General features: G+C 64.1%; 22 protein-coding genes and 2 tRNA genes. 8 read left to right on the top strand and 16 right to left on the bottom strand.

Annotation, left to right across the window (positions count from 1 at the left end; all coding sequences use genetic code 11):
• The first annotated feature begins 36 nt into the window (after positions 1-36).
• Genes OW493_RS02830 through OW493_RS02820 form a run of 3 tightly spaced genes read left to right on the top strand, consistent with a single transcriptional unit; the run spans position 37 to position 2,427 of the window.
• The gene (locus OW493_RS02830; RefSeq protein ID WP_169477152.1) at positions 37-390 is read left to right on the top strand and encodes a DUF1904 family protein; all 354 of its coding nucleotides are present in this window, start codon (positions 37-39) and stop codon (positions 388-390) included.
• A complete protein-coding gene (gene rarD / locus OW493_RS02825; protein WP_176502661.1) occupies positions 387-1,367 on the top strand; it encodes an EamA family transporter RarD in 981 nt (326 codons plus the stop codon). Before OW493_RS02830 ends, rarD begins: the two co-directional genes overlap by 4 nt.
• 37 nt (positions 1,368-1,404) lie before the next feature.
• Positions 1,405-2,427, top strand: coding sequence for a YihY/virulence factor BrkB family protein (locus OW493_RS02820; protein WP_077372841.1), 1,023 nt, complete (start codon positions 1,405-1,407; stop codon positions 2,425-2,427).
• Between the two features lie 170 nt (positions 2,428-2,597).
• Here the strand turns inward: OW493_RS02820 and OW493_RS02815 are convergent, their stop codons facing one another.
• Positions 2,598-3,029 carry an OsmC family protein gene (locus tag OW493_RS02815; RefSeq protein WP_077372838.1) on the bottom strand — a complete coding sequence of 144 codons (432 nt, stop codon included), beginning with the start codon at positions 3,027-3,029 and terminating at the stop codon, positions 2,598-2,600.
• A gap of 318 nt (positions 3,030-3,347) precedes the next feature.
• On the opposite strand from OW493_RS02815, the gene OW493_RS02810 reads away from it, so the two are divergent.
• Complete coding sequence (locus OW493_RS02810) at positions 3,348-3,788, top strand: hypothetical protein (RefSeq protein WP_279855693.1); 441 nt, start codon at positions 3,348-3,350, stop codon at positions 3,786-3,788.
• Between the two features lie 431 nt (positions 3,789-4,219).
• Entirely contained in the window at positions 4,220-5,383 is a 1,164-nt protein-coding gene (locus OW493_RS02805; protein WP_077372832.1) for an NADH:flavin oxidoreductase, read from the top strand.
• 71 nt (positions 5,384-5,454) lie between these two features.
• Here the strand turns inward: OW493_RS02805 and OW493_RS02800 are convergent, their stop codons facing one another.
• The 9 genes from OW493_RS02800 to OW493_RS02760 form a co-directional block, all read right to left on the bottom strand.
• Positions 5,455-6,630 (bottom strand): NAD-dependent epimerase/dehydratase family protein, encoded by a 1,176-nt coding sequence (locus OW493_RS02800; RefSeq protein WP_347882038.1) that lies wholly within the window; start codon positions 6,628-6,630, stop codon positions 5,455-5,457.
• Positions 6,627-8,582 (bottom strand): hypothetical protein, encoded by a 1,956-nt coding sequence (locus OW493_RS02795; RefSeq protein ID WP_289863157.1) that lies wholly within the window; start codon positions 8,580-8,582, stop codon positions 6,627-6,629. Before OW493_RS02795 ends, OW493_RS02800 begins: the two co-directional genes overlap by 4 nt.
• Complete coding sequence (locus OW493_RS02790; RefSeq protein ID WP_289863156.1) at positions 8,579-10,372, bottom strand: glycosyltransferase family 39 protein; 1,794 nt, start codon at positions 10,370-10,372, stop codon at positions 8,579-8,581. The genes OW493_RS02795 and OW493_RS02790 overlap by 4 nt, the downstream gene beginning before the upstream one ends.
• Positions 10,369-10,842 (bottom strand): lipid-A-disaccharide synthase N-terminal domain-containing protein, encoded by a 474-nt coding sequence (locus OW493_RS02785; RefSeq protein WP_289863155.1) that lies wholly within the window; start codon positions 10,840-10,842, stop codon positions 10,369-10,371. The genes OW493_RS02790 and OW493_RS02785 overlap by 4 nt, the downstream gene beginning before the upstream one ends.
• Entirely contained in the window at positions 10,842-11,813 is a 972-nt protein-coding gene (locus OW493_RS02780) for a glycosyltransferase family 2 protein (RefSeq protein WP_289863154.1), read from the bottom strand. Before OW493_RS02780 ends, OW493_RS02785 begins: the two co-directional genes overlap by 1 nt.
• Positions 11,814-12,066: 253 nt before the next feature.
• Entirely contained in the window at positions 12,067-13,257 is a 1,191-nt protein-coding gene (gene rlmF / locus OW493_RS02775) for a 23S rRNA (adenine(1618)-N(6))-methyltransferase RlmF (RefSeq protein ID WP_136938115.1), read from the bottom strand.
• A 251-nt stretch (positions 13,258-13,508) separates the two neighbouring features.
• Positions 13,509-14,375, bottom strand: coding sequence for a siderophore-iron reductase FhuF (fhuF, locus tag OW493_RS02770; protein ID WP_289863153.1), 867 nt, complete (start codon positions 14,373-14,375; stop codon positions 13,509-13,511).
• Between the two features lie 129 nt (positions 14,376-14,504).
• Positions 14,505-14,888, bottom strand: coding sequence for a DCC1-like thiol-disulfide oxidoreductase family protein (locus tag OW493_RS02765; protein WP_077372815.1), 384 nt, complete (start codon positions 14,886-14,888; stop codon positions 14,505-14,507).
• Between the two features lie 115 nt (positions 14,889-15,003).
• Entirely contained in the window at positions 15,004-15,633 is a 630-nt protein-coding gene (locus OW493_RS02760; protein ID WP_084208987.1) for a RimK/LysX family protein, read from the bottom strand.
• A gap of 312 nt (positions 15,634-15,945) precedes the next feature.
• On the opposite strand from OW493_RS02760, the gene OW493_RS02755 reads away from it, so the two are divergent.
• Positions 15,946-16,632, top strand: coding sequence for a DUF4396 domain-containing protein (locus OW493_RS02755; protein ID WP_084208988.1), 687 nt, complete (start codon positions 15,946-15,948; stop codon positions 16,630-16,632).
• A 223-nt stretch (positions 16,633-16,855) separates the two neighbouring features.
• Here the strand turns inward: OW493_RS02755 and OW493_RS02750 are convergent, their stop codons facing one another.
• From OW493_RS02750 to OW493_RS02725, 6 genes are all read right to left on the bottom strand, one after another.
• Entirely contained in the window at positions 16,856-17,584 is a 729-nt protein-coding gene (locus OW493_RS02750; RefSeq protein WP_077372806.1) for a YebC/PmpR family DNA-binding transcriptional regulator, read from the bottom strand.
• Positions 17,585-17,794: 210 nt separating this feature from the next.
• Positions 17,795-18,148: a TusE/DsrC/DsvC family sulfur relay protein gene (locus tag OW493_RS02745; RefSeq protein WP_077372803.1), complete on the bottom strand. Its 354-nt coding sequence runs from the start codon at positions 18,146-18,148 to the stop codon at positions 17,795-17,797.
• A 78-nt stretch (positions 18,149-18,226) separates the two neighbouring features.
• On the bottom strand, positions 18,227-18,517 hold the full coding sequence (tusB, locus tag OW493_RS02740) for a sulfurtransferase complex subunit TusB (RefSeq protein WP_084208989.1): 291 nt from the start codon (positions 18,515-18,517) through the stop codon (positions 18,227-18,229).
• A gap of 160 nt (positions 18,518-18,677) precedes the next feature.
• Positions 18,678-19,106 carry a sulfurtransferase complex subunit TusC gene (tusC, locus tag OW493_RS02735; protein WP_255317648.1) on the bottom strand — a complete coding sequence of 143 codons (429 nt, stop codon included), beginning with the start codon at positions 19,104-19,106 and terminating at the stop codon, positions 18,678-18,680.
• A 10-nt stretch (positions 19,107-19,116) separates the two neighbouring features.
• Positions 19,117-19,506 (bottom strand): sulfurtransferase complex subunit TusD, encoded by a 390-nt coding sequence (tusD, locus tag OW493_RS02730; protein ID WP_077372797.1) that lies wholly within the window; start codon positions 19,504-19,506, stop codon positions 19,117-19,119.
• 197 nt (positions 19,507-19,703) lie between these two features.
• Positions 19,704-20,372, bottom strand: coding sequence for a Bax inhibitor-1/YccA family protein (locus OW493_RS02725; RefSeq protein ID WP_065392578.1), 669 nt, complete (start codon positions 20,370-20,372; stop codon positions 19,704-19,706).
• Between the two features lie 254 nt (positions 20,373-20,626).
• Here OW493_RS02725 and OW493_RS02720 point away from each other — a divergent pair.
• A tRNA-Ser gene (locus OW493_RS02720) sits at positions 20,627-20,717 on the top strand.
• A gap of 197 nt (positions 20,718-20,914) precedes the next feature.
• Positions 20,915-21,005: transfer RNA gene (locus OW493_RS02715), tRNA-Ser, on the top strand.
• The last annotated feature ends 146 nt before the right edge of the window (positions 21,006-21,151 follow it).

Here is a 21,151-nt window from a genome sequence, read left to right as displayed (position 1 = left end):
TGTCACCCCCACTCATTCGTGCTCCAGGAGCCCTGCATGCCTCAGCTTCGCTTCCATGGCGTTACCCCCGCCCGTCTCGCCCCCGTCTCGCGCACGCTTGTCGACCAGCTCAGTGAGGCCACGGCGACGCCGCGCGATGAGTTCACGCTGGAGTGCATCAGCACGCAATATGTCTTCGACGGCCAGACGGTGGATGCCTTTCCCTTCGTCGAGGTGCTGTGGTTCGAACGCGGCCAGCAGGTCCGTGACGTCTGTGGCGAGGCCATCCACCAGGCAATGCGCGAAGCCGGCTACCCCGAGGCCGAGACCTTCTTCCTCGCGCTGAGCCCCTCGGGCTACTACATCGCGGGCAAGCCACTGGCTCAGGATGGCGAGAGTGACTCGCGATGAGCCAGGCGCAGAGCACGCCCGAGAGCGATGAAGCGGCAGCCCTGGCCCGTCGCGAAGGCCTCAAGGGGGTCGGCTACGGCCTGACGGCCTATGCCATGTGGGGCTGCTTTCCGCTGTACTTCGCGCTGTTTTCCGGCATCCCCGCCTGGGAGGTGTTGCTGCACCGCATCCTGTGGAGCTGCGTGTTTCTCATCCTCCTGATCAGCCTGCTGAAGCGCTGGTCACCGATTCGCAGCGCATTGTCCAGGCCACGGCAACTATGGCCGGGGCTGGCGTGCGCCTTGTTGATCGCGGCCAACTGGGGGATCTACATCTTCGCGGTGGAACAGCATGAAGTGCTGCAGGCAAGCCTCGGCTACTTCCTGACGCCATTGGTCAACGTGGCACTGGGCATGCTGGTGCTCAAGGAGCGCCTGACTCGCCTGCAAGGCGTGGCGCTGGGGCTGGCGGCGCTGGGCCTGAGCCTGCAGTTTCTCAATCTCTCCGAGCTGCCCTGGATCACCCTTTCGCTGGCGCTGTCCTTCGGCACCTACGGGCTGCTGCGCAAGCGTGTCGCGCTGGATGGCCTGTCGGGGCTGTTCGTCGAGACGCTGATGCTGGCGCCCCTCGCCCTGCTGTTGATCGCGGGTCTGTGGCAGACAGGCGAGTCACGCTTTCTGGCCACGGGCATCGGCCCGCTGGAGCTGCCCGCCAGCGTGCTGCTGATGTCCAGCGGCATCCTGACGGCGCTTCCGCTGCTGGCCTTTGCCGGCGCGGCACGCCGCCTGCGCCTCGCCACCGTCGGCTTTCTGATGTACATCAACCCGAGCATGCAGTTCGCCATCGCGTTGCTGGTATTCCACGAGACCTTGCAGCCCTCGATGCTGCTCACCTTCGTGTTGATCTGGTCAGGGCTGGCGCTCTATTCGACCTCGACCCTGCTGGCACATCGCGCCGAAAGCCGCAGCCGACGGGCACTCAAGGGCGGCACCTCGTGACGCCTTGCCAGCCCACCGACACTCCAGGAGGCCATTGATGCCGGACACGGCTGACGATACCTGGCGCGCGCGACTGCTGCGCTTTCTCCCCCGCCTGATCGCCTTCGCCTGGCGGGTGCTGGGCCAGTTCATCGCCAATCGTGGCGTGCTGCTGGCGGGGGGTGTGGGCTACAACATCCTGCTCTCCAGCGTGCCGTTGTTCGCCCTGAGCTGCGTATTGCTGACGCATCTGGTCGATGAGTCACGTCTGATGAGCATCATCGCCATCCAGGTCCAGCATCTGGGACCCGGGCAGGAGGACGTGCTGCTGGATGCCGTGCGCAAGCTGCTGGACAACCGTGACGTGATCAGCTGGATCGGGATGGGAGGCTTGCTGTTCTTCGCCGGGCTGGCCTTTCGCATGCTGGAGGATGCCATCGCGCTGATCTTTCATCAGCACCCGGTGATTCGCAAACGCAGTGCCTGGATCTCGGCCCTGCTGCCCTATGCCTTCGTGATGGTACTGGGGGCCGGCCTGCTGGCACTGACCCTGCTGGTGGCACTGGCCTCGGCGATGAATGATGCCCTGACCCTGCTGACCGGTATCGAGGTCACCCTCGGCGAAGCGGGCAGTGAAGTGATCTACCTGATCAGCATCGTCGGCATGTTCGGGCTGTTCAGCGCCATCTACAAGATCCTGCCCCAGACACGCGTCTCCACTCGCCGTGCACTGGTCGGCGGGCTGGTCGCGGCGACCCTGTGGGAGCTGACTCGTCTGGCGCTGAGCTGGTACTTCACTCACCTGTCCTTCGTGGGCGCCATCTATGGCTCGCTGGCCACCTTGATCGTGTTGCTGCTGGGCCTGGAGGTTGGCGCCATCATCCTGCTGCTTGGCGCTCAGGTGATCGCGGAACTCGAGCAATGCTCACGCGAGAACATCCGCTGGTACCGTACGCCCAGTCGCACCCCTCTGACGCGTCTGCAATCCCGTCGCAACGCCATGCAACATGCCGGGGCGATCAGCGAAGAGGAACTGCCACCCGATGAGCCAGATGATGCGAAAAGGCCCGACGAACGCTGACCGGAATGGAAGCGGATGGAGATAGGGCTAGAGAGAAATGGAAAGAGAGATACCACGCAAAAAACCGCCCCTCAGGGCGGTTTTTTCATTGGCGCACCCCCTGCTGAGGGGATGCGCCTTCACGCCATAGCCGCCTCACCCAAAAGAGCCGAGGGCAGCTGGCGAGCGTCTCAGCTGTCGAGAGACGCCTCAAGGGTGATCTCGGCAGTGAACAGCTTGGAGATCGGGCAGCCGGCCTTGGCCTTCTCGGCGGTCGCCTGGAAGTCCGCGTCACTGATACCCGGCACCTTGGCCTTGGTCACCAGCGCGATCCTGGTGACGCTGAAACCGCTGTCATCCTTGTCCAGATGCACAGTCGCGCGGGTATCGATGGCGCTCGGCTCATGGCCTGCCTCTCCCAGCATCATCGACAGCGCCATGGAGAAGCAGCTGGCATGTGCTGCGCCGATCAGCTCTTCAGGATTGGTACCCGCGCCGTCTTCGAAACGCGTATTGAAACCATAGGGCTGATCCTTGAGGGCACCGCTTTCACTGCTGACGGTACCTTTACCCTGCTTGACGCTACCTTCCCAATGCGCGGAACCGGTTTTCTTGATCGTCATGCGTGTCTCCTTGACTGGGTGAACTCTCAGGGGGCCGTTGCCCTCTCCCCATCACATTGTCATGCCAGGCGACGACTTCAAGGGTCCGACACCAGATAACCGCCCTGACCACCGGATACGCCAGCCACCTCACCTGCCAGCGATGCAGGAACGTCAGCGAGAGTTGATTTCTCGTCATCTGCCCCGATCTCTCTTCCATCAGCGTCCAGTACAGCGCAACGGCTGGATGTCTCTTGCACAACGAGCAAGCGCTCATTGACTTGCTCACGGAATGGCCTGGCCCATGCTCCACGCCGTTTCCCCAAAGGAGCACTCGACATGTCATTCACGACCCCTTCGCCCTTCCGAGCAGGCACTTCACGCAAGACGCGCTACGGTGTCGGCATCGCTACCGTGATGCTGGGCTGCCTGAGCCTGTCCCCGGCCTATGCCTTCGACGAGATGAATACCGAGACAGGAGTCAGTGGCGCCGCTGCCTCCCAGCACTCCTCGAACGGCGAGCCGACCACCAGCCACTCCACGCGTACCGCTGATGATTCCCGCGACAATGGGGCGAACTACCAGCAGCACCAGCAGCCCGAGGCCAGCCAGCAATCCAAGGATGAGGCCAAGCGTCAGGTACAGAAAAGCCTCGACGGCGGAGATATCGGAAGCCAGGGGGGACGACATGCCAATACTGGCCAGGCCAAGCCGACCGAGAACTGGTTCGGCTGCCCACCTTCCGGCGGCAAGCAGACTGCCCAATGTGACGGCAAGTGATCGCCCGGACTGAGCCCTCGCGCTAGACACGATTCCCGCGGATGAAACAGGCCCCGCAACCCTTGGTTGCGGGGCCTGTTTCGTTGCATGCACATGCGTGGGTGAAGGGCATGTGCATGGAAAGCAGTACACCGTTGCCACAATATGCAGCAACCGTGAAGTGATTACGAAAATCCCTTGATATTCAGGCAATTACGCAATCAAGTTGTCGAAACGACAACACTCTCCTTCCAGCGATCCCGCTTGTGACACCCCACCTCGGCAGGCACGATATATCGCATACAGATGATCCGTCGATCATCCCTCAAGGCCACTGCACGGCGTCTGCATGACGCCAGCACTGCATCGATTTCCGTCTTGTTCAGTACGCAGTCAGTGCAGGTCCCACGACCGGATACGACAGCGGAGTCATCTCCGCAGGAGAGTTACGCATGACAGACACCAAGACACTGTTCACCGCCCACACGCTTGGCGAGCTTGAGCTTCGCAATCGCCTGGTGCTCGCGCCGATGACCCGTACCAGCGCCCAGGAGGATGGCCTGGTCCACTTCGACATGGTCGATTACTACCGCGATTTCGCGCGCGGCGATTTCTCGTTGTTGGTCACCGAGGGCCTGTACACCGATGAGGCCTTCAGCCAGGGCTACGCCAATCAGCCGGGACTGGCCACTCAGGCCCAGCAGGACAGCTGGCGCCCGGTGGTCGAGGCCGTGCATCAACAAGGCGGCCGACTCATCGCCCAGTTGATGCATGCCGGCGCCCAGACTCAGCACAACCGCTTCAAGGATGAGGTGGTCGCGCCCTCAGAGAGCCGGGCCAGTGGCGAGATGCTCAGCTTCTACGGCGGCTCCGGCCCCTTCCCGCTGGCTCGCGAGATCAGCGAATCGGAGATTCACGAGGCCATCGCCGGCTTTGCCACCAGTGCTCGCCTGGCCAGGGAAGCTGGCTTTGACGGGGTCGAGCTGCACGGTGCCAACGGCTACCTGATCCACCAGTTCATCAGTGAGCGCTTCAATCAGCGCGACGATGCCTGGGGCGGCGATGCCACTGCCCGGCTGGCCTTCCCGCTCGCGGTGATCCGCAGTGTGCGTGAGGCCGTCGGCGACGACTTCCCACTCGGCATGCGGCTGTCGCAGGGCACCGTGACCGAGCCGGACCTCAGCTGGGCCGGTGGACCTGACGCGGCTCGTGCGCGCTTCTCGCATCTGATCGAGGCTGGCCTGGACTTCCTGCACCTGACGGGTGGCGATGTCGCCGCACCCGCCTTCCCCGAGGCAGCGAATGCTGACGAGCGCTCGCTGAGCCTGACGGCGCTTGCCGACCAATCGCGCAAGGCACTGGAGTCAGACATCACGCTGATCACCAATGGCGGCGTGGACAGCCCCGAGAAGGCAGTGGCGGCGCTTGAGCACGCCGACCTGGTCGCGATCGGGCGTTCGGCACTGGCCAATCACGACTGGCCCAAGCGCGTGAAACGCGACACCTGCCTGACGCCCTTCGACTTCGCGATGCTGTCTCCATTGGCCACCCTGGCCAACGAGGAAGACTGGCGCATCGCCAACGACAAGCCGGCCAACTGCGAAGGCCGCTGCTGATGTCGGCAGACTGAAGCAGGACGCAGCGGGCCCCGCCACTCAGTGGCGGGGCCCGCTGCGTTGGAAACCCGTCAAGCCTTGAAGGGCGCTTCTGCACTGAAGGCCAGCCCCGCCGATGCCGGCGGTCTGATGCTCGTCATGCCGCGCAAGGTGCTCAAGTGCTGCGCCGTCAGGCCCCTCGCGGCTTCCGACGCCTCGTGCTCTCGCTCATCCTGCGTCTCGCTCAGCAGCGACGGATAGTGCCGCGCCCACTCGGCCAGCTCCTCAAGCCCCGTGGCAAGACTGACCACTGGCCGAAAGCCGGTCAGCGCCTGGAGTGCCGAGGTGTCAGCCCAGGTGCGCTCGACATCGCCCGGCTGCATCGGCAGCAGACGTCTTCGGGCCGTGATGCAAAGCGCCGCTTCCAATCCGTTGATGAAGTCTCCCAGCGCGATGGGCTCGCCACGGCCGAGATTGAGCACCCGTGACGGTGCCGCGCTGGACACCCGAGCGGGTGGCAGCGGCATGAGACGGAAGATGCCCTCCACGATGTCACTGACATGGGTGAAGTCACGTGCCATCTGCCCCCGGTTGTAGACATCGATCACCTCACCGGCCAGCAGCTTGCGCGCGAATCTCAGCGGCGCCATGTCCGGTCGGCCGCGCGCGCCATAGACAGTGAAGAAACGCAGCCCCGTCACCGGCATGCCATAGAGGTGCGAGTAACTGTAGGCCATCAGCTCATTGGCTCGCTTGGTGGCGGCATACAGCGACAGCGGCCGCTCCCCCACCTGGGCTTCCTGCAGAGGCTGAGCGGCGTCATCCCCGTAGACGGAGCTGCTGGAGGCGTAGAGCAGATGACTCGGACGCGCGGCACGGCACGCCTCGAGAAGGTTGACGAAGCCGACCAGATTGCTGTCGACGTAATCGAAGGGCTGGCTGATGGAATGCCGCACCCCGGCCTGGGCGGCCAGGTTGACGACCACCTCGAAGCCCTCGTCCTTCATCAAGGCGAGCAACGCCTCGCGCTCGACCAGATCCAGCGGCACGAAGCGGAAACTGCCCGGCCGGCGGCCATCGCCGCACTCTCCCGCACACTGGCTGGCCAGCGTCTCGAGGCGCGCCAGACGATGCCTCTTCAGCGCCAGCGGATAATAGGGATTGAGGTTGTCGAGTCCGACGACCTGCATGCCTTCCTGCAAAAGGCGCTCGCACAGCGCGGCGCCGATGAAGCCTGCGGCTCCCGTGACCAGAATCTTCATGCTCATTGTCTCTCCTGCGCGGACATGTCCCGCTGTGATGACGCGGACGGCAAGCCGCCCAACGCCGCTGCGGGAATCGTCATCACTCGATGGCGTCCCTGATGGAAGATCCGTGAGGTATCCGCCTTGCCATCCGCTGCCGCCTGACACCAGTCGCGCATGCCGGCCAGCGGGCCTTGCGTGCCTGGCAGACGCAGACACTTCTCCGCCTCGATCACCAGCCAGCCATCCGGATGCGCCGCCTGCCAGGCGCTAAGCGACCCTGCATCCCGCGTGAGCGTCTCCAGTGGCCGGGTCAGACGGCCGGTGAATTGCCAGGTCGCTTGATAGTCCCAGCCGACGACAGCCACCTGCTGGCCAGCCTGCTGTCGGCCATTGATCCATTGCGCGATGGCGGTCTGATCCAGACGCGGCCACAGCGGGCGCAATGTCAGGCTCAACAGACAGGTCACCAGCAACACGCTGCCCAGCACCAGACGGCGCTGCGCAATCAGGACGCCGTCGTGGCGGGTCTGCTCACCCGACACCTGACGCGCACTGATTGCCCCAGACGTCGCGCTGGACGGCCACAGACCTGACATCAATGCCAGCAAGCCTGCGCCAGCCAGGAAACTCGACAGGCTGGTACTGCTTGAGGCCACCAGTGCAGAGTCCGCCGACCATCGTGCAAGGCCTGTCGGCGCCAGTGACGGCATCACGATGACCGCCAGTGCCAGACTGGCAACGCCCAGTCCACCACTTGTCATCGCCAGCAGCCGCAGCGCCCCATGAGCCGGTGGCTGGCGAAGCGCCGCCCAGGCCAGCAACAGGCTCAGCGGCACCAGCAGCGGCATCAGGTAATGCACCTGCTTGCCGGAGATGAGCGAGAAGATCAGCAGGCCACTCAGCGCCCAGACGCGTCCCAGCCTCAGCAATGGCTGCTCGGCCGTCGGCCGCTGGGCAATCGAGGCCAGAAAGCCTTCCAGCAGCAAACGCGGGCGCAGGCTGAACGGGAAGATCAACACCACAAGCCATGGCAGATACCACCACAGCGGCCGCGCATGATCCTGCGCGGCGACGACCCGATGCGCCGTCTGCCCCCACAGCAGGTCCTCCACGTAGCTGGCCGGCCCGGTGATGACGGCGGGCAGCAACCACACGCACAGCACCACGAGACCCAGCAGCAGACTCATTCCCCAGCCGCGCCACTCGCCGGCCCAGACCTGGCGGGCCTTCGCCTGAGTCCACCAGGGGCGCGAGCCGACCACCACAGCAAACCACAACAGCGCCACCGGCCCCTTGGCCAGCAGGGCAAGTCCCAGCCACAGCCCACTCTCCGCCACCGCCTTCCAAGGCAAGGGCTGAGCCCCCAGCGGCGAACACCAGGGCCGCAGCGCCCCCAGCAGACAGGTGGTCAGCAGTACATCGAACATCAAGGCCTGGCTGTAGAGCATCCACATCAGGCAACCGGCGAGCGTCCAGCGGGTCAGAGAGACCCACTGCTCACGCACCTGCCATTCATCGCCCTCCCCCGCGGCCACCGGCCACAGGGTGCGAGCGACGCGTCCCAGCTGCCAGATCCCCAGCAGACTGACCAGCGGCATCAGTACTTTCGGCCAGACTTCATTGACTCCGAAGACCGCCCAGCCAGCGTGGATCAACCAGAACAACAGCACCGGCTTGTCCGCGTAGGGAGCGCCATTCATGCTCGAGACGAACCAGTGACCGGAATGCCACATCTCCCACGCCACCGAGACATAGCGGGTTTCATCGATGGGCAGATAGGGTCGCGCCAGCGCTCCTGCCATCAGCAAAGTCAGCCACAGTGCCCAGCACAGCCGCTCGCTGGCACACAGGTTGGCCCCTGAGCTGACGGCGCTTTCGGCCAGCGCCATCGCCTTGCGCCAGCGGCCAGCCCGGGTGGCGGGCTCCGTCTCGCTGCGTTTGATCACACGTGAGCGGGGTGTCTGACGTTTCATGGGCAGGCCTCCGTCATCACGTCATGGCGCCCGGGGAGACCGATCAACCGCGCCGCCTCCTCGGAGACCGAGGTCGGCGCCAGATACATCGGCGCGGCATCGGCATCACCACGACACGCCAGCGCCGCTCCTCCGGGCAGCAGAGCCCAATGTTCATCCGGTTCACTCAGCGTGATGGCCTGCGTTGCCTCCAGGCAGGCATGCCGCTTGAGCATCCCGGGAGTCATCAGGACCCAGCGATGCTGCGGCGCCGCTTGCAGCCAGGCATACAGCCGCGAGAACTGGTCCGCCTCCGACGTCTTGTAGCCGAAGTGCCATAGCGGCTGGCGCGCCTGCAGGAGGTACTGCTCCCGGAAGTCAGGGATCGCCAGCGCCTGGTGATCACTTTGCTCGGCGACCTGAGCCATCAGTGCCGCCGGATTGCGCACCGGGTCCATCAGTCGCGCGCCCCAGGTCCCCCACAGGACCCAGAAGACCACCAGCCAGCTGCCCAGCGCGAGCAGGCCACCGCGCGGTTTCCACCACGCGCACAGCGCCACGCCAGCCCCACCCAGAAGCCCCCACCATCCCCAGGGCACCAGGCCTTCCTGCTCGGCAAGCCTCGTCAATGCCGGAAGTCCAGCGGCCCCCAGCAGTGCCGCGCCCAGAAAGATGCCGGCAAGTCCCGCGCACAGCGCGAAGGCCAGCCAGGCGACATGCCGCTTTCTGGACAGGCCGGGCAACAAGGGCGCCAGGCCGACCACCAGCAGCGGCAGCGCCGGCAGGAGGTAGACGCCCCGCTTGCCGGGGGACAGCGAGAAGAACACCACGATCAAGACCGCACCGCTCAACGGCAGCCAGACGCGTAGATCACGACGCCACAAGCGGGTGGCGAGAGCCTTCGGCCACCAGGGCAGCGTCAACAGCAGCGGCATCCACGCCCAGGGAATCACCTGGGTCAGGAAGTAGTGCCAGGGCTTGAGGTGGTGCCAGCTGTCGGCGTAGCGCTCGGCGGTCTGCTTGAGCAGAATGTTGTCGCGATAGGCTGCCAGCTCCGGGTCGGCAGAGAGCAGCGACATCACCAGCATCGGCCCGACCCAGACCAGTGGTGCTGCCAGCAACCAGCAGAGCCCGATCAACAGCTCACGCCAGGACAGCTGACCGGCACGCTGGCCACCACTGCGCCAGCGCGACGCTCGGCGCATGGCCAGCAGCCAGAACGGCAACATCAGGAGCGGCAGGAAGCCGACTCCCTTGGTGATGATGCCCAGCCCCATCGCGAAACAGCCAAGATGGAAGTAGCGCACACCATCATCGAGCAGTGCATGGCGCAGCATCCCCCAGCAGCCGAGCATGATGAAGGCGGTGACCAGCATGTCGATCTGCGCGGTACGTGCCTGCAGCACGAACTGCAGCGTGGCGATCAGCCACAGGCCGGCGATGAAGGCGACGCGCTTCCCGTGCAGGCGACGGATCAGGTCCACGCTCAGCGCCAGCGTCACCACCCCGGCGACCAGCGACGGCAAGGCGAAGCCGATGCGAATGTCGCCACTCACGCCGGTGGCCAGGCCACTGAGCCACATGAAGATCGGCGGCTTGTCGGGATACAGCTCTCCCCCGCGATGCGGCAGCCACCAGTGGCCAGTGACCCACATCTCGAGACCGTTGAGCGCGAAGCGTGGCTCATCCGCCGGCCAGGGCATGCGCATGCCGAGCCCGATGGCCGACACCAGCAGATACAGCAGCGCAAGGCTCCACCAGGGGTGGCGGGCGAGGCGTTGATAGAGACGGGCTTGAAGCATCGTCGTCATGCGCACGATGCCTTGTGCCGAGCACTTCGTGCCTCGAGTCGCGCCACCTCATGGGTGAGCCGGGCATTCTCCTCCGCGAGTCGAGCGTGTTCGGCCCGCAGCCGACTGTCGCCGGCCGCGAGGGGTGAGCCCTCCGGCTCGCAGGCCTTTGAGGAAGCGGTGGGCTTCTCGACGCTCGATGCATCGTCACTGGCCGCCTGCTGGCGTGAGGCGCGGTCCCGCTTGATCAGGCTCAGATTGCGCAGATAGATGAGGAGTCCGGCCCCCTGGCCGGCGATGAACACCGGGTCCTGGCGGTGGATGGCATACGCCAGCAAGGTCATGCCGCCTGCCAGCGAGAACCACCAGAAGGCGCGCGGCACGATGGAACGACGCGCCTTCTCGCTGGCCAGCCACTGGATGATGAAGCGCGCCGAGAACAGCGCCTGACCACCGAAGCCGATGGCCACCCACCACGGATTGACATCCATCAGTGTGCTCCCCGCGCCACGCCGGCGTGAGGTGTGGCGATGCCAGAGAGATCGACCGCCCCAGTCGCCCTGCCGGTATCGATCCCCGGCATGTCTCTGGCGGCATGTTCGCCGACTTCCGGTACATCGCGACTTCTGCAGGCGGGATGGAGCGCGACCTCCAGCGGCGACAGCGTCTCACTGACGGCATTGCCGGAGAGATTCTGCAGCGGCGAGGGCAGGCGCGAGCGACGTACCAGCCACATCACGCCGATGATGTCGCTGATGCCGACCCACAATCGATCGAAGAAGCCGTACTTGGAAACCCCGGCGACACGCTCACGATGGCGTACCGGCAAGGACTGCACCTTGCCGCCCTGTGCCCGCACCAGCGCAGGCAGGAAACGGTGCATGTGATCGAAATACGGCAGACGCAGGAAGATGTCACGACGTGTGACCTTGATGCCGCAGCCGGTATCCGGCGTATCGTCATGCAGCAGCGCCTGGCGGATGGCATTGGCCAGGCGGGAGGACACGCGCTTGACGGCGTCATCGCGGCGTTCGGTGCGATGCCCCGCCACCATGTCCAGCCCCTCGAGACTGGCCAGTGACAGCATGTCCGGCAGGTCTGCCGGGTCGTTCTGGCCATCGCCATCCAGGGTCGCCAGCCATTCGCCACGCGCCAGACGTGCGGCCTGCCACAAAGAGGTGCTCTGCCCGAAACTAGTGTCATGGTGATAGGGACGCAGACGCGAATCTTCCAGGGCTGCCTGCGTGAGCCAACGCCAGCTGTCATCGCTGGAGCCATCATCGACCACGATGATCTCGTAACGCCGACCGGCGAGTGCCGCATGCACCTCGGCGATCAGCTTCGGCAGGTTGTCTCGCTCATCACGCCCGGGTATCAGCACCGAAATTCCCTCGCTCGAGGAATCCTCCTGCGCTGACACATGCGGTGAGCTGGGGGTGGGCATTGCGGTTGAGGACGGCATGGAACGGCTCCTGGCGAGGATGGGGCGGAGAACATGACGGCCAGTTGCCGATGCCCCTGTTGATCTGGGCAGGCAGGCCGCGCGTTGCAGCAGAGACTGCGCGCGAACCATTAAGACAGCATTAAGTGAGGCTCAGATGACACCCGCCAATGCAGAAAGCCCCCGTCGCGCGGGGCGACGAGGGCTTTCTCAAGGGTCCATGATGCTGCCGTAGACTATGCTGCAAAGGCCTCGGCGAGAGCCGGCGTCAAGGTCAGTCGTGATTCTGCCAGTGGTCCCGCCCCCACTGCCGGCGCTCGGCAGGCGTCAAGAATGACCAGACCACACAGCGACTGATCTTCTGTCCCTGGGACATCTCGATCACCCGCACCTCGCTGGCACCGCTTGCCGCCAGTGCCTGCTTGATCCCCGGCAGACTGCTGGCATGCGCCACCAGCGAGCTGAACCACAGACAGCGCGACGCCACGTCACGACTCTCGCTGACCATGCGCGTCACGAAGGCTTCCTCTCCTCCCGGACACCAGAGTTCGGCCGCCTGACCTGCGAAATTCAGCGCGGGTGCCGACTGGGCGCTGTGTCTGCGAGACCTGTCGACCCTGGACCTGTCGTCACCAGCCCGCTCCTGGCGAGTCCTGCCCTTGCGCGAGGCATTGCCGCGCTGCTGGCGCGACTTGTCCAGCCCCCGCCATTTGCGCTGCGCCTCACGCGCCATGTCAGCTTCGCTGGCATGGAATGGTGGATTGCACAGCACCAGATCGAAGCGTTCCGCCTGCCCCCAGAGCCCGGCGAAGAGCGCACGCCGATCCCGTTGCAGACGCAGCTCGATCTGACCACGCAGCACCACATTGGCCATCACGTTGCGGTGGGCCGATTCCAGCGCCGTGGCGCTGATGTCACTGCCGACCATCTGCCAGCCGAAGCTGCGATTGGCCAGCAACGGATAGATGACATTCGCACCGACACCGACATCCAGCGCCCTGACTCGCTCCCCCGGGGGCAACTGCCCCCGCCCGTTGGCCTCGACCAGCAGGTCCGCCAGATAGTGCAGATAGTCGGCCCGGCCGGGAATCGGCGGACACAGATAGCCCGCGGGAATGTCCCAGTCGCTCACCCCGTAGTGATGACGGAGCAAGGCGCGATTGAGGGCCTTGACGGCCAGCGGGTCCGAGAAATCGATCGAGGCGTTGCCGCCCGGTGTCGTGATGAGAAAGGCCGCCAGTTCCGGGCTGACCCGAGTCAGCGCCGACATGTCATAACGCCCCCGATGGGGATTGCGCGGGTGCAGCTCTCCCTTGCGGGCCGGCATCACCTTGACGGGCGCCGCGTTGGAGGTGGCGGGCTTCCCTCGGGAGGCCGGCTGCCGCCTGGCGGGCGAATCGTGTCGGGAAGAGGCATCGGACTTGGACGGGGAAGCACCGCGTGGGCGGCGCGAAGAGGAGGACATGACGACATACCAGGCAATGACGGGGCCCGCCATCTTACCAGAGGGCGCAGTGACAGGCGGCTACCCTCGGGCAACTTTGCCCACCGCAGACGTCCTGTGCTTGGAAAACACCCATGGGAGGACGTCCACGGCGAGAACTCACCACCATCCGGTGGGAGCCGCGAGAGCTGCGAGAGCCACAAGTGCGATAAGCGAAGGCCCGCCAGACGAGGCGCGGCTCAGCCATGGCTTTGCTCAACCAGGGTCACTGCTCAACCAAGGTCACTGCCGATCAGTGCCCCACGCGCGTTGGCACGCTGGTCGACTCGGCGCGCCTGGGCCCGGCGTGCCGCGGGACGCTCGATGGCCAGCGGGCAATTGCTGCAATAGCCAAGGCATTCGATACGGTAACGCACGCAGCATACCTTGCGGGGCACATGCCGTTCGCCATGGCGGTCCATCACCTCGCTGACCGGCTGATACAGCGGATTGCGCCGCCCGTCCGCCAGCACCCTGGTCGCCATCAGCTGGCGTGCCGGCGCGGCCTGCGCGACCCACCCCTGCTCCTCCAGCATGCCGACGATGTACACGAAGTAATGTGCCGCGTTGCTCCAGAAGACCTTGGGGCCCAGCGGGGTATGCGGCACGAGGCGCTCAATGACGGCCTCGAGATTCGCCAGATAGCCCTGGAAGCGCACCTGCAGCCGCGCCTCTTCCTCTGCCGCCGCGATATCCGCCGTGAGGCTGACGCCCTGACCTGCCGCGTCATCGAGTATCAGCTGGGTGACCACACCATGCTCGCCAAGGCGCAGCGAGAGATGGCGCAGCTCCAGCGGCAGTTGATGGTCGAGCAGCAGATTGGCCGCCAGTGGCAACGATACCATCGAGGACAACAGGTACTTGGACCACTGGGAAAGCAGTGCCCGCTCATCCGGTGCCTCCGCGCCCTGCTGCCCCTCGTACTGCATGCCATGTGCGGCGATGCAGGCCGAAAGCCAGCCGGGGCTGAGCACATCACGTGCCGGCACGACACGGTCCAGCGATGACTCGCCACCTGCCTGCGCCTGAGCGCTGGTAGTGATCAGGTCCCGATAGGCAACCATCGGACCGGCAAAGAGCGGGGAAAGCGCGTCGATCATCGGTAGGCTCGCAGACATGAGGAGACGGACGGTGCCTCACATACTAACGAAAACTATTAGCATTTGCATATCAAAAAAGCGTGATGGACCTCAGGCGTGTCTTCCCTCTCTCGCCAAGCCTGCCGCCCGTCAGAGCCTGCCATCCCGGCATAGCCGACGCCTGACCCAGGCATCATAGAGACGGGTCAAGGTCGGCTCGATCAGCGGACGAGTGATCAACCACCCCAGCCAGGCAAGGCCGGGGAGACGGGCCAGCAGCAGACGGTACGCCGGCATGCCATCGCAGATCCGCTCATCGGCCGTCTCGACATGCAATGACAGCAGCGCGCGCTGCAGGGGGATGCCCCGCGCGGCGAGACGCTCGGCATGCTCCGTCGCATCCCACCACTCGACGCCAGCATCGTGGCGCGACAGTCGCTCATAGCGTGCACGCTCACGCCGACATACGGGACAGCGTGCATCGTAGTAGACCTTGAGGGCCGCCCGAGATGGCGGCCGGGCGGAATCCGACATGCTCTGACTCTCCGGGGGATGAATGTCAGCGTCTGGCCATCAGGGCTGCTGATCAGAGCTGGCGATCAGGGCTGGTGATCGGGGCCGGTGATCGGGGCTGGCGCAGGGCCACGGCTCAGGAAGCCGCGCCGATCCGCTCGGAATACTGCTTGTCTTCATAGCGATGCAGCGGCGCATCCTCGCCACAGTCCGGCGTGGTCTGGAAGGTCTTGCGCACGTCGAGCACGCCCAGGCTCTGGATGGTGCGTCGCCCCAGCAGTACCGGGTAATTCATGCCATCACGATCCCGCAGACTGAACTGCTCCTCGTAACGTTCGCCCCCCATGCACAGGGTCATCAGGACCACCGGGCGCGTATCACGTCCGCCGGCACCGGAGACGGTCAGGTCACGATAGAGCGGGCGCTCGAAGGAATTCTCGACCATGTCGCCGCTGGCCTCATCCTCGACCTCCACGTCAAAGCGCACCCATTCCTCGTCGTCACGCGTGAACGTCTCGATGTTCTCGGCGTGCATCGAGGACGTCAGCGCGCCGCTGTCCAGCTTGGCCTTGACCAGCACGCCCCAGGGCTCGATGGTCGCCTTCTCCACCCAGCCGAAGACCTTGTCCTCCTCGGCCTGAGCCGCCGTTGGCAATGCCAGCGAGGCGATCAGCCCGAGCCCGGCAGCCCCGGCAAATTGACGGGTGACGCGCGAAAGAGAGCGTGAAAGAGAACGTGAAAGAAAGGTAGCAGCGTGTCTCGACATCGTGACTCCTGATAAAGGTGGCGACATTGCCAGCGCAACGTCCAACATCTTTCACCATGGAGGTTTGCACCAAGGTTAACAAGCCATGAGAGCACCACATGACATGTCATCGCGCCGCTACGTTGCGTTTGTGCTCCCTTGATCTCGCGCGCCTTGTCCATCAGGTATCACTGAGTGCCCGGGCATTGCCTCGCTGAGATCGCCTTGCTGAGATCGCCTTGCTGAGATCAGCGCCATGTCATCACTGCAGGAACACCGGCGCCGGGCCATCCGTGCCATCCCATCAGAATGCCCGATACGACAGGAGGTCCCATGCAATCCGCGCTGCGTGATCTACTTTCCGACTGGAGCCTGTTTCTCGGCTGGTTACTGCTCATGCTGCCGTCACTGGTCTGGGTCCTGCGTGACCTGACGACCAGCAATGCCCATCTGGCGCCGATGATGAAGTGGGTCTGGGGGCTGACCACGCTGTACTCCGGAATAGTGGGCCTTCTCGTCTATCGCTTTGCCGGGCGCCGCCAGATCGCGGACAACCGTGATGCACGCAAGGGACTGAGAAGCGTCGCGCACTGCTATTCGGGCTGTGGACTCGGGGAGTTCGTGGGGGTTGTGCTGGCGGTGGGTCTGCTGGCACTGGGCAACTTCGCGACGGCGATCATCACCTTCCTCTTCGCCTACCTGTTCGGCTTCCTGCTGACCGTCGGCCCGATGCTTCAGGCCGGCAGCGATGACAAGCGCAAGGTCATCCAGGATGCGTTCAGAAGCGAGACCGCCTCGATCTTCGTCATGGAGCTGGTGGCCATCTCGGTCGACCTGTGGCTGGGAGGCAGATCAGGCATGCATGACGCCCTGTTCTGGAATTCGATGGTCATCTCGCTGAGCCTTGGCCTGCTCGCCGCCTGGCCCGTCAATGTCTGGCTGGTGAAGCGTGGCATCAAGGGAGGCATGGCCGACCCACGCGAGACGGACCCGCATGCCCAGCATCACGCGCACTGCTGAGCCAGTCGCCGTGATGGTGGCTTGGTCTGCACTGCCCTCACGCTTTCCTCGTGCTGCTCTTGCGACGATCTCGCCTCGCTTTCTTGAACGTACCGCTTCCTTGAACGTACCGCCTTCTTGAAAGAGCAGACAGGAAAAGGCCCCGCCGGGGAAACCGGCGGGGCCTTGCGGGCTATCGTCTCAATGGCTCATGCCACGGGACCTGCCTTGATGCACAGCTCGATCAGACGAACTCGCCATTGTGATGGACCTGCTGCACGTCTTCGCAATCGTCCAGCATCTCGAGCATCTTGTTGAGCAGCTCGGCGTCGTCACCGCTGACCTCGGTGTGGATCTGCGGGATGAAGCTGATCTCGTCGACTTCGAAATCAAGGTCTTCCCCGAAGAGATCGGTCAGTGCGCCCTTGGCCTTGAAGTGCTCGGTGGTCGGCGTCAACACGGTGATGATGCCGTCATCCAGCTCGATGTCGCTGACATCGACGTCAGCTTCCATCAGTGCCTCGAGCACCTTCTCCTCGTCGTCTTCCGCACCCTTGAAGGACAGGATGGCGCGGTGATCGAACATGTGCGAGACCGAACCCTGGGCGCCCAGCTTGCCCTTGCCCTTGTTGAAGCAGGTACGCACTTCACCGAAGGTACGGTTGTTGTTGTCGGTCAGGCAATCGACGATGACCATGACATTGCCCGGACCGAAACCTTCATAGCGGGCCAGCGCGAAATCTTCACCGCCGGCGCCCTTGGCCTTGTCGATGGCCTTGTCGATGACGTGAGTCGGCACCTGATCCTTCTTGGCCTTCTCGATCAGACGACGCAGGCTCAGGTTACCGTTGGGGTCGACACCACCGCTCTTGGCCGAGACGTAGATCTCGCGTCCGTAGCGTGAATATACGCGCGCCTTGTTGAGTGAAGTACGCGCCATTGACTCTTTACGGTTCTGGAATGCTCTTCCCATGCAAGTCGACTCTTGTCCGCCTGAATTCAAATGCCCTTGCGATCGTGTCGCGGGACCTGATGCACCGCCGCCACCTGGCCGCGATGCATTGCTGCAGGGGATAGTAACGCAGACCGCGCTCTGCGTCGCCATCGCGCCGCCCTGCTCGGCGCGGACTTGAGGGTTGTGTGCATGTGCCCGGCGCGATTGTCGGCGCGGCAAGGCACTGCCTCACAGGCAGTTGGTCGGCTTGGGCAGTCCTGCCAGGCGCGCGCCCACCTTGGGGGGGCTGTCTGGAAACAGGCGCATCAGATGCAGCGAGCGCCCCTTTTCCGGCCCGAAGCGCTGGGTCATCGCCTTGGTCAGCGGCCGCATGGCCGGGGAAAGCGAGAAACGCTGATAGAAATCCCGCAATACCTCGATGACCTCCCAGTGTTCGGGGGTCAACTCACGGCCTTCTTCCGCCGCCAGCCGCTCGGCCAGCGCAGGGCTCCAGTCCTCGAGATCCACCAGATACCCCTCGGCATCCAGACCGATCTCACGTCCGTCGAGAGAAAGCGTACGTACCGTTTCACTGCTGGCCATTGCTCATCCTGATGTTTCGTTCCACTCAAGAAATGACATGCGACATGTCTGTCCGGCTGACGTGACACATCGCGCCGCTCAGAACCAGGAGATCGTCTTGTCCGCGGCCTCGGTCAGCGCGACGAAGCCATCCACGTCCACCACGATCACGCTCGCGCTACAACGGCCCGACAGGCCACGTGACTCGAGATCCTCACGCAAGGCGAACAGACGCCCTTCCAGGCCGACGAAATAGTGCTCCGCGCCAGCCAATGCGCCGTTGACACCATCCTCGATCAGCAGCAGCTGGTCCTCGGGCCCCATGGCATTGAGCGCATCATCCAGAATGCGACTGGAAAATGGCGAGCGATTGAGAAGATGAAGATTCATGCAATTATCCAGTCAAGGGAGGCAGGAGTGCGCGGGACAGAGACGCGCCTGCGAAAGGCGTGAGCCGCACGCCCGCCAGTGCGATCTTGCGCCCGAAGCGCGAGCGCGAGGGTGATGATGGCGGAGCATACCAGCCGCACGCCCGGGCGTCAGGCAGGCCTCAGAAGCTCAAGACCCGCGAGAAGGCGCCGGTCAGCGCCACGATATCGTCGTGCTCCATCAGGGTCACCGGCAACAAGGCGATATCCTCGACGCTCAGGCCCCGTGCGCGCAGGGCGGCGGCATCCACATAACAGCGCTGGACATCGTACATGTCCAGCGCTGCCAGGAGATTGTCACTGCCCTTCTGCCCCAGCGCGCCCGGTTGCTGGCCTTCCAGCAGGGCCAATACGCCATCCCCACTGAACAGCAACCCGACCTCGCGCCCGAAGGCCGCCGCGACCATCGCCGCCTCCAGCCCCTCGCGCAGCCAGCTGCTGCCATGCGGCGCGTGACGCAACAGGATCAACAGATCGCCCGGCGCGAGGTCATCGCTCACCTGCCCAAGGTCGGCAGCGTGCGTCGCTGTCTGTGACATCGCATCACTCATGGTGCTCTCCTCAGGCGAAGGTGATCAGGTGGTCATTCTCGAGCGTGGCTTCCACCAGCTGCCCGAGTCCGGTCAACTCGAAGGGCGCCTCGAGGGTCGCCCCCTGCTTGCCGTGTCGCGCGGCTTCACGCTCATCGAGCATGCCACGCCTGAGCCCGGCTGCCACGCACACCTGCAGACGGGTCTCGCCCTGCTCCGCCAGCGCGATCCAGCGGTCCCGCAGATGTGGCTCATCCTGAGGAGGTGCCATCATCGTCGCCGCGTTGTAGACGCCGTCGTGATAGAAGAACACCGTGCTCAGACGATGCCCGCGGGCCAGCAACGCCTCGGCGAAGCGCAGGGCCGAATGACTGGCCTGCTGACTGTAGGGACCGCCGTAGACGGCCAGAGCGTAACGCATGTGAACCTCGAGTCGGCTGCGCATTGAGGGCGACATTCTAGCGCGAGTGGTGGCATCTGTCAGAGCCCCGCATCGCCACCACCGCCGCCGCGACGTACCGCCGTTCCCTGTCACCGCGCCGTGTCCATGCCCCACAACGCTACGACCCCGCCGAGGCGGGGTCGTTGATGCAAGGCTTGCGGGGTAGCGTCTGACGATCAATCGTCGGATGCAAAGCCCAGCAGCGCCAGCAGGCTGACGAACATGTTGTAGATGGAGACGTACAGGCTGACCGTCGCCAGCAGATAGTTGGTCTGCCCGCCATGGATGATCTGGCTGGTCTCGAACAGGATCGCCGCGGAGGCGAACAGCACGAAGCCGGCCGATACTGCCAGCGCCAGACCACTGATGTTGAAGATCATCGCCGCCAGCATCGCCAGAATCAGCACGATGGCACCCGCGAACAGGAAGTTGCCAAGGAACGAGAAGTCCTTGCGCGTCACCAGTGCGACCGCGGACAGACCGGCGAAGGTGATGCCTGTCATGCCGAGTGCCGTCATCACCAGCTGAGCGCCGTTGGGCATGCTCAGGTAGGCATTGAGCACCGGGCCGAGCGTGAAGCCCATGAAGCCGGTGAAGGCGAAGGTGGCGAAGATGCCGGCGGTGGAATTCGCGGTCTTGTGGACCAGGAACATCAGACCGTAGGCACCGATCAGCAGCACGAAGATGTTCATGCGGCCCACGCCCATGCTCATCGCCACGCCAGCGGTGAGCGCAGAGAACAGCAGCGTCATCGCCAGCATCATGTAAGTGTTGCGCAGTACCCGGTGGGTACTGAGTGAGCGGCTCGCGGTATCCTGCGAGACCTGCCAGGAGCTGTTAGCCATGGTGTCTATCCTCAGGTTGCTACGATGGATGCATCGAATTGACCCCAGCATGCCCGTCGGGGTTTCCCTAATCAAGAGACAGGACGATGAAAAGCCCGTTTCATGCAACTATCCAGCGCGCAAAAGGCAACCTCATCCTCGCTCTCCCCGCACAGTGTGGCACTCGCTACCTTTCAAGCATCTGAACGGAAAGGAAATTTACCCCAAGTCCTTGACGCGGCCAGAGAAATCCGTAGTATTTCATCCCGTGAGTCGGAGGGATGGCAGAGCGGTTGAATGCACCGGTCTTGAAAACCGGCGTAGGTTAATAGCCTACCCAGGGTTCGAATCCCTGTCCCTCCACCACCTTGATTCCGAAAGCCCCGTCTACTTCAGGTAGGCGGGGCTTTTTCGTGCTCGCCCTGTCGCCTGGCAGCCGGCAGCGCTCAAGAGGCGTTTGATGATCACCGCAAGTGATTGTCCGCGATGGCTTTTCCGAAGATTTTTCTTCGCCCACCTCTTGCTATTCTCATCAGTTTCGGTAGTATTTCGCTCCGTGAGTCGGAGGGATGGCAGAGCGGTTGAATGCACCGGTCTTGAAAACCGGCGTAGGTTAATAGCCTACCCAGGGTTCGAATCCCTGTCCCTCCACCACCTTGAATTCCGAAAGCCCCGTCTACTTCAGGTAGACGGGGCTTTTTCATTGCACACCTGCCTGCAGTGGCCATTCCTCATGGCATCCTCCCGGGGAGGTACAATGGATCACTCAACGCCTTGCGACACCCCGTGGTCGTACAATC

Origin of the sequence: Cobetia sp. 14N.309.X.WAT.E.A4 (assembly GCF_030397495.1) — a bacterium.
Classification (GTDB): Bacteria; Pseudomonadota; Gammaproteobacteria; order Pseudomonadales; family Halomonadaceae; genus Cobetia; species Cobetia marina.
This window is presented reverse-complemented; position numbering and strand designations above follow the sequence as displayed.

Excerpts from the sequence above, each read along its gene's own strand:
- OW493_RS02830 (WP_169477152.1), top strand. The coding sequence starts at position 37 with ATGCCTCAGCTTCGCTTCCATGGCGTTACCCCCGCCCGTCTCGCCCCC.
- rarD (WP_176502661.1), top strand. The coding sequence starts at position 387 with ATGAGCCAGGCGCAGAGCACGCCCGAGAGCGATGAAGCGGCAGCCCTG.
- OW493_RS02820 (WP_077372841.1), top strand. The coding sequence starts at position 1,405 with ATGCCGGACACGGCTGACGATACCTGGCGCGCGCGACTGCTGCGCTTT.
- OW493_RS02815 (WP_077372838.1), bottom strand. The coding sequence starts at position 3,029 with ATGACGATCAAGAAAACCGGTTCCGCGCATTGGGAAGGTAGCGTCAAG.
- OW493_RS02810 (WP_279855693.1), top strand. The coding sequence starts at position 3,348 with ATGTCATTCACGACCCCTTCGCCCTTCCGAGCAGGCACTTCACGCAAG.
- OW493_RS02805 (WP_077372832.1), top strand. The coding sequence starts at position 4,220 with ATGACAGACACCAAGACACTGTTCACCGCCCACACGCTTGGCGAGCTT.
- OW493_RS02800 (WP_347882038.1), bottom strand. The coding sequence starts at position 6,630 with ATGAGCATGAAGATTCTGGTCACGGGAGCCGCAGGCTTCATCGGCGCC.
- OW493_RS02795 (WP_289863157.1), bottom strand. The coding sequence starts at position 8,582 with ATGAAACGTCAGACACCCCGCTCACGTGTGATCAAACGCAGCGAGACG.
- OW493_RS02790 (WP_289863156.1), bottom strand. The coding sequence starts at position 10,372 with ATGACGACGATGCTTCAAGCCCGTCTCTATCAACGCCTCGCCCGCCAC.
- OW493_RS02785 (WP_289863155.1), bottom strand. The coding sequence starts at position 10,842 with ATGGATGTCAATCCGTGGTGGGTGGCCATCGGCTTCGGTGGTCAGGCG.
- OW493_RS02780 (WP_289863154.1), bottom strand. The coding sequence starts at position 11,813 with ATGCCGTCCTCAACCGCAATGCCCACCCCCAGCTCACCGCATGTGTCA.
- rlmF (WP_136938115.1), bottom strand. The coding sequence starts at position 13,257 with ATGTCCTCCTCTTCGCGCCGCCCACGCGGTGCTTCCCCGTCCAAGTCC.
- fhuF (WP_289863153.1), bottom strand. The coding sequence starts at position 14,375 with ATGATCGACGCGCTTTCCCCGCTCTTTGCCGGTCCGATGGTTGCCTAT.
- OW493_RS02765 (WP_077372815.1), bottom strand. The coding sequence starts at position 14,888 with ATGTCGGATTCCGCCCGGCCGCCATCTCGGGCGGCCCTCAAGGTCTAC.
- OW493_RS02760 (WP_084208987.1), bottom strand. The coding sequence starts at position 15,633 with ATGTCGAGACACGCTGCTACCTTTCTTTCACGTTCTCTTTCACGCTCT.
- OW493_RS02755 (WP_084208988.1), top strand. The coding sequence starts at position 15,946 with ATGCAATCCGCGCTGCGTGATCTACTTTCCGACTGGAGCCTGTTTCTC.
- OW493_RS02750 (WP_077372806.1), bottom strand. The coding sequence starts at position 17,584 with ATGGGAAGAGCATTCCAGAACCGTAAAGAGTCAATGGCGCGTACTTCA.
- OW493_RS02745 (WP_077372803.1), bottom strand. The coding sequence starts at position 18,148 with ATGGCCAGCAGTGAAACGGTACGTACGCTTTCTCTCGACGGACGTGAG.
- tusB (WP_084208989.1), bottom strand. The coding sequence starts at position 18,517 with ATGAATCTTCATCTTCTCAATCGCTCGCCATTTTCCAGTCGCATTCTG.
- tusC (WP_255317648.1), bottom strand. The coding sequence starts at position 19,106 with ATGAGTGATGCGATGTCACAGACAGCGACGCACGCTGCCGACCTTGGG.
- tusD (WP_077372797.1), bottom strand. The coding sequence starts at position 19,506 with ATGCGTTACGCTCTGGCCGTCTACGGCGGTCCCTACAGTCAGCAGGCC.
- OW493_RS02725 (WP_065392578.1), bottom strand. The coding sequence starts at position 20,372 with ATGGCTAACAGCTCCTGGCAGGTCTCGCAGGATACCGCGAGCCGCTCA.